8 protein-coding genes and 2 pseudogenes (1 of these 10 cut by a window edge) are annotated in these 8,887 nt (G+C 64.0%); 2 read left to right on the top strand and 8 right to left on the bottom strand.

Annotated features, from left to right (window positions below):
* The 3 genes from E5W87_RS28315 to rsfS all read right to left on the bottom strand — a co-directional run.
* Positions 1-692: murein hydrolase activator EnvC (locus E5W87_RS28315; protein WP_367118889.1), on the bottom strand; the 692-nt coding region annotated here is incomplete at its 3' end.
* 148 nt (positions 693-840) lie between these two features.
* The gene (gene rlmH, locus E5W87_RS28310) at positions 841-1,323 is read right to left on the bottom strand and encodes a 23S rRNA (pseudouridine(1915)-N(3))-methyltransferase RlmH (RefSeq protein WP_292405034.1); all 483 of its coding nucleotides are present in this window, start codon (positions 1,321-1,323) and stop codon (positions 841-843) included.
* An 82-nt stretch (positions 1,324-1,405) separates the two neighbouring features.
* On the bottom strand, positions 1,406-1,783 hold the full coding sequence (gene rsfS, locus E5W87_RS28305; RefSeq protein ID WP_292405032.1) for a ribosome silencing factor: 378 nt from the start codon (positions 1,781-1,783) through the stop codon (positions 1,406-1,408).
* A gap of 241 nt (positions 1,784-2,024) precedes the next feature.
* On the opposite strand from rsfS, the gene E5W87_RS28300 reads away from it, so the two are divergent.
* Positions 2,025-2,879, top strand: coding sequence for a mechanosensitive ion channel family protein (locus E5W87_RS28300; RefSeq protein ID WP_292405029.1), 855 nt, complete (start codon positions 2,025-2,027; stop codon positions 2,877-2,879).
* A gap of 20 nt (positions 2,880-2,899) precedes the next feature.
* On the opposite strand, the pseudogene E5W87_RS28295 reads toward E5W87_RS28300, so the two are convergent.
* The 5 genes and pseudogenes from E5W87_RS28295 to obgE all read right to left on the bottom strand — a co-directional run bounded on the left by E5W87_RS28295 (position 2,900) and on the right by obgE (position 8,644).
* Positions 2,900-4,158 (bottom strand): annotated as a pseudogene (locus tag E5W87_RS28295) (MFS transporter).
* A gap of 110 nt (positions 4,159-4,268) precedes the next feature.
* A complete protein-coding gene (locus E5W87_RS28290; protein WP_292405036.1) occupies positions 4,269-4,856 on the bottom strand; it encodes a nicotinate-nucleotide adenylyltransferase in 588 nt (195 codons plus the stop codon).
* Positions 4,857-5,104: 248 nt separating this feature from the next.
* Positions 5,105-6,391 (bottom strand): glutamate-5-semialdehyde dehydrogenase, encoded by a 1,287-nt coding sequence (locus E5W87_RS28285; protein ID WP_292405027.1) that lies wholly within the window; start codon positions 6,389-6,391, stop codon positions 5,105-5,107.
* Positions 6,392-6,431: 40 nt separating this feature from the next.
* Positions 6,432-7,610: a glutamate 5-kinase gene (gene proB / locus E5W87_RS28280; RefSeq protein WP_292405025.1), complete on the bottom strand. Its 1,179-nt coding sequence runs from the start codon at positions 7,608-7,610 to the stop codon at positions 6,432-6,434.
* 2 nt (positions 7,611-7,612) lie between these two features.
* Entirely contained in the window at positions 7,613-8,644 is a 1,032-nt protein-coding gene (gene obgE, locus E5W87_RS28275; RefSeq protein ID WP_292405022.1) for a GTPase ObgE, read from the bottom strand.
* Between the two features lie 114 nt (positions 8,645-8,758).
* Between obgE and E5W87_RS28270 the strand changes: the two are divergent.
* Positions 8,759-8,887, top strand: a pseudogene (locus E5W87_RS28270) (endonuclease/exonuclease/phosphatase family protein); it runs 680 nt beyond the window's last position.

Here is an 8,887-nt window from a genome sequence, read left to right as displayed (position 1 = left end):
TCCGCGGCCAGCGCCGTTTCCGTCTCGGCCTCGAGCTTCTGTTTGGCTTCAAGCAGCATGCCAAGCCGCCTCTTTTCCGCCGTCTGCTCGCCGACTGCCGCCGTCAGCCGCGCCCGCTCCGCCTCGATCGAGGCCGTCACCCGCGACTGCTCCTTGAGGTCCGCCAGCAATATCTCGGTCTGCTGGCGCAGTTCCGGCACCACGGCGCCGAGCAGGATGGCGCTGCGTACCGACGACAGCGCGTCCTCCGGCTTGACCAGGATGGCGGGCGGCGGATTGAGCCCCATGCGCTGCAGCGCGGCCAGCACCTCGGCCAGAACGTCGCGTCTAGCAGCCAGCGACGCACGGATTTTCTGCTCCTCGCCCTTCAACCCTTCCAGCTTGGCGCCGATGTCCTCGATGTCCTGACCAAGTTTCTGCTCGGTCATTGCCGACTGGATCAGCGCCGCGGTGATCGAGGCATGATCCTTCTTGACGGTCGCCATGTCGGCGGCGAGCTTGGCCAGCCGCTCGGACGAAAGCGTGATCTCCTTCGACACCCGTTCGTATTCGACCCGGCTTTGGTCCGGATCAGGCGCCATGTCGAGCCTGTCCTGCGCCCGCACGGCACTGAGAGACAGCATAAGCGCCGCCGCTGCCAAGCAGCAGCGTGCGCGCCAAAAGCCCGTTCGCGATTTCCAACCTTCAGACATTGAAGCCCGACTCTATGCGTGGCTTCGTTAACGAACCATCAACCATGTTCGAGAGCCCTGCCGACCGCAAACAGCCTCGTGACGCATTGAGGCGAAAATCCGGGCGGCTCACGCCAATCCACCGGTTTCGGATTGGAACCTGCAATGCTCACGAGCGATGATAAGGATGGCCGGACAGGATCGTGGCCGTCCGGTAAAGCTGCTCGCCCAACATGACACGGACCAGTTGGTGCGGCCATGTCAGCCCGCCGAACGACACAATCACATCGGCCTGATCACGCAGCGATTGATCATGGCCGTCGGCGCCGCCGATAGCGATGACAAGTGCCTTGCGGCCGCCATCACGCAACAGGCCGATGCGCCCGGCCAAATCCTCGGAGGAAAAACTCTTGCCGCGCTCGTCGAGCAACATGAGCGCGGTACCAGGCTGCAACTGCGCCTGCAGTTTCTGGCCTTCCTCGCGGCGGCGCTCGTTGGCGGTCTGGGCGCGCCCCTCCGGAATCTCGACAATCCCTGAGAATTCGAGCCCCACAGCCTGCCCGCTCTTGGCGAAGCGCTCGAAATATCGGTCGGCGAGCTGCTTCTCGGGGCCGGCTTTCATCCGGCCCACGGCATGAACGGTAATTTTCATCCCTGCCTCGAAGAGCCGCTAATGCATGTCACCAAAAGTGGTCACCGGTTTTGGAAAACGACATGCATCAACCAAATACGACTCAGTGGAGGGTCTCTCCCTCGAGGTCCGGCGCTTGCCACATCTTTTCGAGATTGTAGAAGTCGCGGACTTCGGGACGGAAGACATGGACGATGATATCGCCCGAATCGATCAGGACCCAGTCGGCGCCGGCCAGCCCCTCGACGCGCGCCGTGCCGAGACCGGCATCCTTGAGCGCCTTGAGGAGATGATCGGCAACAGCCGAGACATGACGGTGCGATCGGCCGGACGCGATGACCATATAGTCACCGAGGCTCGATTTTCCCTGAATGTCGATTGAGACGATGTTTTCGGCCTTGGAGTCTTCCAGACTGACAAGGACTGTGTTGATGGCGCGGGACACGGCGTCGTTTACGCTAATCCCGGCCGGCGAAGGCACGATGTCGGCCTTCTTCCGAAGTGCTGTTCTCAGTGTATTTCCTTTCGCAGCAAGAACAACCAAATCACCCTTCAAAGCAGGTGACACCCCTTAGATAGGCAGAGTTAGGTTGCAGTTTCAAGACGGCAACCGCGCGGTGACCAACGAAGTGTCATTTCTTGCGGTCCCGCCGTTGAAGAAAAATCGGAACTCTTGCCGTCTTGCGCGGGTTATCGGCGCATTGACCAACCGGATTCCCGCCATGCCGATCGATCCCCAGAATGCCGTTGTCACCATGCAGTCCGGCCTTGCCCAACTCAGTACCCTGATCGTCTCGTACTCCTTCTCGGCCATTGGCGCCGTCATCCTGCTGGTCCTCGGCTATATCGTCGCCGGCCTCGCCCAGCGCTCGATCTACGCCGGCCTCGGCCATATCCATGGCTTCGACGTGACGCTGCGCCACTTCTTCTCGAGGATCGCCCGCTACGCCATCCTGATCCTGGTCGTTATCATGGTGCTCGGCCAGTTCGGCGTCCAGACGGCCTCGATCATTGCCGCGATCGGCGCCATCGGCTTGGCCATCGGCCTGGCGCTGCAAGGCACGCTGCAGAACATTGCCGCCGGCATCATGCTGCTGGCGCTACGGCCATTCCGCATCGGCGAATATGTCGAGGTCGGCGTCATTTCCGGGACCATCGAGGAAATAGGACTATTCGCCACCCAATTGCGGACAGTCGAAGGCGTCTACGTCCTCGCGCCCAATTCGACGCTGTGGAACCTGCCAGTCCGCAACTATACACGCAACGGCGTCCGCCGTGGCGACATCACGCTGACCATCGGCTCCTGGAACGATATCGATCTCGCGCAGAAGACAATGCTTGGCGCCGCCGCCGCTGAGCGGCGCGTCAGGCGGGAGCCGGCGCCGATTGCCTTTGTGGCGACCGTCGGCGACAGCAACGTCGCCATCACGTTGCGCTACTGGACCTCGGCTGCAGATTTCTTCGCCACCCAGATCGATCTCACCAAACGCGCCAAGCAGGCTTTCGACAGCGAAGGCATTTCTATACCCGCGCCGCCACCGGAAGCGCCGCGGCAGGAACCCTCCGCCAGACAGTGAGATGATCAATTCCCGCAGGTCTACTTGTCCGCGCGGCGCTGCTCTTCGGACGGAAAGGCAAGATCGACCGGCAGTGGGGCCTGCGCGCTCATCGGCGCGAAATTGCCGGTCTCGGCGGCGGGAACAGGCGACATCGCCACCACACGCCACAGCACGAACAGGCAAAAAGCAGCGGCAATGACGATGGCCACATAGATGAAGGCCTGCGTTCCATAGACAGCGGAAAGCCCGGTGACGATGCCGGGCACGATGAAGCCGGACAACGACCACGCAAACAGAAGCGAACTGGACAGCGCCACCATGTCGTCCTTGCCGGCGCGGTCGGCGGCATGCGCGCTGGCCAGCGAATAGATCGATTCCGACGCGCCGTCCCAGACCACATAGATAACGACCAGCGCCGCCAGCGCACCGCCGTCGAAGCCCAGCGCAAACAGACCCGCCACCAAGGCAAGCGCCGAAGCGGCGACCAGCACAAAACGCCGGTCGGTGCGGTCGGAAATCCATCCGAGCGGGATCTGCAGGATCAATGTGCCGACCGGCATCGCCGACAAGAGCAGTGCCACATCTGCCTGGCTGTAGCCCTTGGCCGTGGCATGGATCGGCGCGAAGCCCGAAATCGTCATCGACAGGCCGCCGACGGCAAGCATGCCGGCGACGCCCACCGGCGAAATCCGCCAGGCGGCTGGGCGAGCCGCGTCAGCCCGACCGGAAGGATCGACAGTGCGGTGAAGGCGATGCCGATCATTGGCGCGTCCGCAGCCCTTATATCGATCAGCGCTAGTGTGGCGTAGCCGACACCGAGCCCGGCGACATAGGCGACGTAGAAGAAGGCCATGACCCTGCCGCGTATGGCGTTCGCGACGACGTCGTTCAGCCAGCTTTGCGCGACGATGAACAAGCCGCATATGGCAAAGCCATAGAGCGCGCGTGCCGCGATCCACGACAGCGGGTGCGGCCCGGCCCCGACGGCGGCGTTCGACAGCACGATCAGCGCCGACAGCACCATGAACGCGCGAGCATGGCCGACGCGCCGTACCAGCGGACCGGTCAGGATGCAGCCTGCCAGGCCGCCGGCCGACAGGCCGGTGACGATCAGCCCGGCCCAGGTCGGATCGAAGCCCTCGGCGCCGAGCCGGACCGGGATATAGGCGAACATCAGTCCGTTGCCGACAGCAACCAGCGCCATCGACAGGACGATGCTGGCTATCGCGATCGCCGGGGCCGGCGGGCTGCCATGCGCCGGATCGCGTCTGGTCTGGTTTCGCTCGATAATCGTCATGCCCGCGTAGGATCGCCCACGGATCGGGGAAAAGCAGCCGCAAATGCGACATGGCCGGACGGGCGGTGCTTGGATCTTGCCTTCTCCCACAACAAGGGAGAAGGAGACTCCTATCCTTTCGCCATGTTACGAATCGCGGTCGACGACAGCGACGAGCGCGGGCCGTGGATGAAGGTCCAGGCCGGCGCCTTCATACGGGCGAGCCGCGGCGCGTCACCTTCGTCGACACGCGCATAATCGAAGGTCTTGGCGACGACCGACGACAGGAACGACAGCGTCGCGCCAGGGCGGTCGATCACCGCGATCGGAAACGTCATCACGATCTGTCGCCAGCGCTGCCAGCGGTGGAAATCGCGAAGCGAATCGGCGCCCATGATCCAGACGAAGTCGACGCCCGGGTTGCGCGCCTTGACCAGGGCCAGAGTGTCGGCGGTGAAGCGAATATGATGGGTCGCCTCGAAGGCGGTGACCTTGACCTTCGGGTTCCGGGCGATCTGCTCGGACAGGCGCAGCCGCTCGGCCAGCGGCGCCAGTTCCCGCGCGCTCTTGAGCGGATTGCCCGGCGTCACCATCCACCATAGCTGATCGAGCGCCAGACGTCTGAGCGCGATCTCGGCGACCAGTGCATGGCCGGCATGGGCAGGATTGAACGAGCCGCCGAACAGACCGACGGCCAAGCCCTTTTCGGCATGCGGCATCTTGAGATAGTGGGAGGGAACGAGCTGTTCGGACTGCGAAAGCATGGGTCAGCCGCCCCCCTCTGTCCTGCCGGGCATCTTCCCCGCAAGGGGGGAGATTGGCGGCTTCATCGCAGGCGCAAATCTTGCAACGCCGGCGATTGGCGAAATCAGAAATGACAGCCAATCTCCCCCCTTGCGGGGGAGATGTCCGGCAGGACAGAGGGGGGTGGCTGGGCGCAAACTTCAAACCCTGGTAGCGAATAGCTTCAAGGCCTCACCTGTCCCGACCCGCGCACGCGGTATTTGAACGAGGTCAGTTGCTCGACTCCGACCGGGCCGCGCGCATGCATTTTGCCGGTGGCGATGCCGATCTCGGCGCCCATGCCGAATTCGCCGCCATCGGCGAATTGCGTCGAGGCATTGTGCAGAAGGATCGCGGAATCGATCTCGTTGAAGAAACGTTCCACTGCACCGGCATCCTGGGCGATGATCGCCTCGGTGTGGTGCGAGGAGAACGTCTCGATATGCTCGATCGCGCCGGCAACGCCATCGACCAGCTTCACTGCGATGATGGCGTCGAGATATTCAGTGACCCAGTCGGCGTCGGTCGCCGGCTGGGCGCTGGCAAATATTTTCAGCACCTCGGCGTCGGCGTGGATCTCGCATCCCGCTATGCGTAACGCGTCAAGAATCGGCACGAGATGGGTGGAGGCGACAGCGCGATCGACCAGCAGCGTCTCGGCCGCGCCGCAGACGCCAGTGCGCCGCATCTTGGCGTTGACCGCGATCCTGACCGCCATGTCGAGATCAGACGAGCGGTCGATGTAGAGATGGCAGATGCCCTCGAGATGAGCGAAGACCGGCACCCGCGCCTCCCTCTGGACGCGTTCGACCAGGTTCTTGCCACCGCGCGGAATGATGACGTCGATATTGCCGGAAAGCCCTTTCAGCATCTCGCCGACGGCGGCGCGGTCGGTGGTCGGCACCAGCTGGATGGCATCCTGCGGCAGACCAGCCGCCTTCAGCCCTTCGACCAGGCAGGCATGGATCGCGGCGGAAGAATTGAGCGAATCCGAGCCGCCGCGCAGGATCACCGGATTGCCGGCTTTCAGGCAGAGCGCACCGGCATCGGCCGTCACGTTCGGCCGGCTTTCATAGATAACGCCGACGACCCCGAGTGGCGTGCGCACGCGTTCGATATGCAGCCCGTTCGGCCGGTCCCATGCGGCAATGACGTCGCCGACCGGATCGCTGAGTTCGGCGATCTCGCGGATGCCGCCCGCCATGGCGTGGATGCGCGCGGGATCAAGCTTCAGCCGGTCCATGGACGAGGCGGAAAGCCCCGACTCGTGACCGTTCGAGACGTCGAAGGCATTGGCGTCGAGAATATCCTGCTCGCGACGGATAATCGCCTCCGCCATGGCGACAAGTGCGGCGTTCTTGGCGGCGGTCGTGGCGATGGCCAGCGGGCGGGCAGCAGCGCGGGCACGACGGCCGATATCGGCCATCAGCGCCACCGTGTCGTCCCGGGATTTTTCATGCAGCTTCAGCATGGCTCATCCTCCGCTATGTACCTGGTCACCGGTTACTTGGTCACCAGCCCCTACTTTGGTCACCGGCCCCTACTTGGTCACCGGCCCCTACTTGGTCACCGGAATGGCTCACCACAAGGTCGTCGCGGTGGATCATTGCCGATCGCGCTTCGTAGCCGAGCACCGTTTCGATCTCGGCTGTTTTCAAGCCTGCGATCCTTACGGCATCGGCTGCATCATAGGCAACCAGTCCGCGCGCGATCTCGCGGCCTTCGGGCGACAGGATCGCCACCGTGTCGCCGCGCGAGAAATTGCCGCTGACCCGTTTGACGCCGGCCGGCAGCAGCGACTTGCCCGACAGCAGCGCGCCGATGGCGCCGGCATCGACGGTCAGCCGTCCTGCCGGCTCGAGCTGCCCGGCAATCCACGTCTTGTAGCCTTTGACCGGATTGGCGCTCGGCCGGAAGAAAGTCGCCCGCTCGCCGCGCTCGATCGCCATCAGCGGCGACAGCCTCGTGCCTGATGTGATGATCATGGCGGTGCCGGCGGCGGTGGCGATCTTGCCGGCGTCGAGCTTGGTGCGCATGCCCCCGCGCGAAAGCTCCGAAGCGGCGGCACCCGCCATCGCCTCGATCTCAGGAGTGATGCGGTCAACGACAGGAATGAACCGGGCTTGCGGGTCGCGCGCAGGCGGCGCCGTATAGAGCCCGTCAATGTCAGAAAGCAGCACCAGCAGATCGGCGCCCATCATGGTGGCGACGCGCGCCGCCAGCCGGTCATTGTCGCCATAGCGGATTTCGGAGGTCGCCACCGTGTCGTTCTCGTTGATGACCGGCACCGCCTTCATCTTGAGCAGCGTCGAGATCGTCGCGCGTGCGTTGAGATAGCGGCGGCGCTCTTCGGTGTCGCCGAGCGTCAGCAGGATCTGGCCCGATTTCAGGCCGCCCTTGCCGAGCGCATCCGACCAGGCGCCAGCCAGCGCGATCTGCCCGACGGCAGCCGCCGCCTGGCTCTCCTCGAGCTTCAGCGCCCGCTTGCCGAGGCCGAGAATGGTGCGGCCAAGCGCGATGGCGCCGGACGACACGACGAGGATTTCGGCGCCGCCTTCGGCCAGCACGGCAATATCGTCGGCAAGCGAGGCCAGCCAGTCGCGCTTCAGGCCCGTCGTGCGGTCGACAAGCAGCGCCGAGCCGATCTTGACGGTAATACGCCGGTATTTTCTCAGCGACTGCGCGGCCATCGCTATTTGTTCCAGCGTGTCTCGACCGGCGTCGCGATAGCTTCGCGTGCCTCGGCCACGACCGTCATCAGCGCGCGCAGAACGGCCTCGACGCCTTCGCCGGTGACCGCGGACAAAAGCATCGGCGCGCGGCCGGCAGCGCGCTTCAGCGAAGCGACCTTCTTCTTGCGTGCGTCGGCATCGAGGGTGTCGACCTGGGAAAGTGCGACGATCTCGACCTTCTCGACCAGCCCATGACCATAGGCGTCGAGTTCGGTGCGCACGGTGTTATAGGCCTTCCCCGGATTTTCTTCTTGCGCGGAGACGAGGTGCAGAAGGACGCGCGTGCGTTCGACATGCCCGAGGAAACGGTCGCCGATGCCGACGCCTTCATGCGCGCCTTCGATCAGGCCGGGAACGTCGGCGATGACGAACTCGCGCCCGTCGATGCGGGCCACACCGAGGCCCGGATGCAGCGTGGTGAAGGGATAATCGGCGATCTTCGGCTTGGCCGCGGTCACGGCGGCCAGAAAAGTCGACTTGCCGGCATTGGGCAGGCCAACCAGGCCAGCATCGGCGATCAGCTTGAGCCTGAGCCAGATGTTGAGCTCTTCGCCCGGCAGTCCGGGGTTGGCGCGGCGCGGCGCCTGGTTGGTCGAGGTCTTGAAATGCTGGTTACCGAAGCCACCATTGCCGCCCTTGGCAAGCAGGAAGCGCTGGCCGACCACCGTCATGTCGCAGATCAGCGTCTCATTGTCCTCGGCAAAGACCTGCGTTCCCGCCGGCACTTTCAGCGTGACATCGGCGCCCTTGGCGCCGGTCATGTTGCGGCCCATGCCGTGCGTACCGGTCTTGGCCTTGAAATGCTGCTGATAGCGATAGTCGATCAGCGTGTTCAGCCCATTGACCGCCTCCACCCAGACATCGCCGCCGCGGCCGCCGTCGCCGCCGTCAGGACCGCCGAACTCGATGAATTTTTCGCGCCGAAACGACACCGAACCGGCGCCGCCGTCGCCGGAGCGGATGTAGACCTTGGCTTGATCGAGAAATTTCATCGGATTGCTGAGTTTCTGCTATTGGCCTTGCGGCATTGCTCTAAACCTTTGGCACTGCTCTAAACCAAGGCGGCGCGAAGGGCGAGGCTGTTTATGAACATGGCCGGAGTCGCAATGAAGCTCGTAACCTACAACATCCACTACGGCGTCGGTCTCGACGGCCGCTACGATGTCGGCCGCATCGCCGATGCCGTGCGCGGCGCCGACGTGATCGCGCTGCAGGAGGTCTCGCGCAACAACCGC

The sequence above is a fragment of the Mesorhizobium sp. genome, from assembly GCF_004962925.1.
In the GTDB taxonomy this organism is placed as follows: domain Bacteria; phylum Pseudomonadota; class Alphaproteobacteria; order Rhizobiales; family Rhizobiaceae; genus Mesorhizobium.
Note: the sequence above shows the minus strand (reverse complement) of the source record. Positions and strands in the feature narration are given on the sequence as shown.

What these genes read in the sequence shown, in the direction of transcription:
- rlmH (WP_292405034.1), bottom strand. Translation starts at nt 1,323, where the DNA reads ATGAAAATTACCGTTCATGCCGTGGGCCGGATGAAAGCCGGCCCCGAG.
- E5W87_RS28300 (WP_292405029.1), top strand. Translation starts at nt 2,025, where the DNA reads ATGCCGATCGATCCCCAGAATGCCGTTGTCACCATGCAGTCCGGCCTT.
- E5W87_RS28290 (WP_292405036.1), bottom strand. Translation starts at nt 4,856, where the DNA reads ATGCCGCATGCCGAAAAGGGCTTGGCCGTCGGTCTGTTCGGCGGCTCG.
- E5W87_RS28285 (WP_292405027.1), bottom strand. Translation starts at nt 6,391, where the DNA reads ATGCTGAAGCTGCATGAAAAATCCCGGGACGACACGGTGGCGCTGATG.
- proB (WP_292405025.1), bottom strand. Translation starts at nt 7,610, where the DNA reads ATGGCCGCGCAGTCGCTGAGAAAATACCGGCGTATTACCGTCAAGATC.
- obgE (WP_292405022.1), bottom strand. Translation starts at nt 8,644, where the DNA reads ATGAAATTTCTCGATCAAGCCAAGGTCTACATCCGCTCCGGCGACGGC.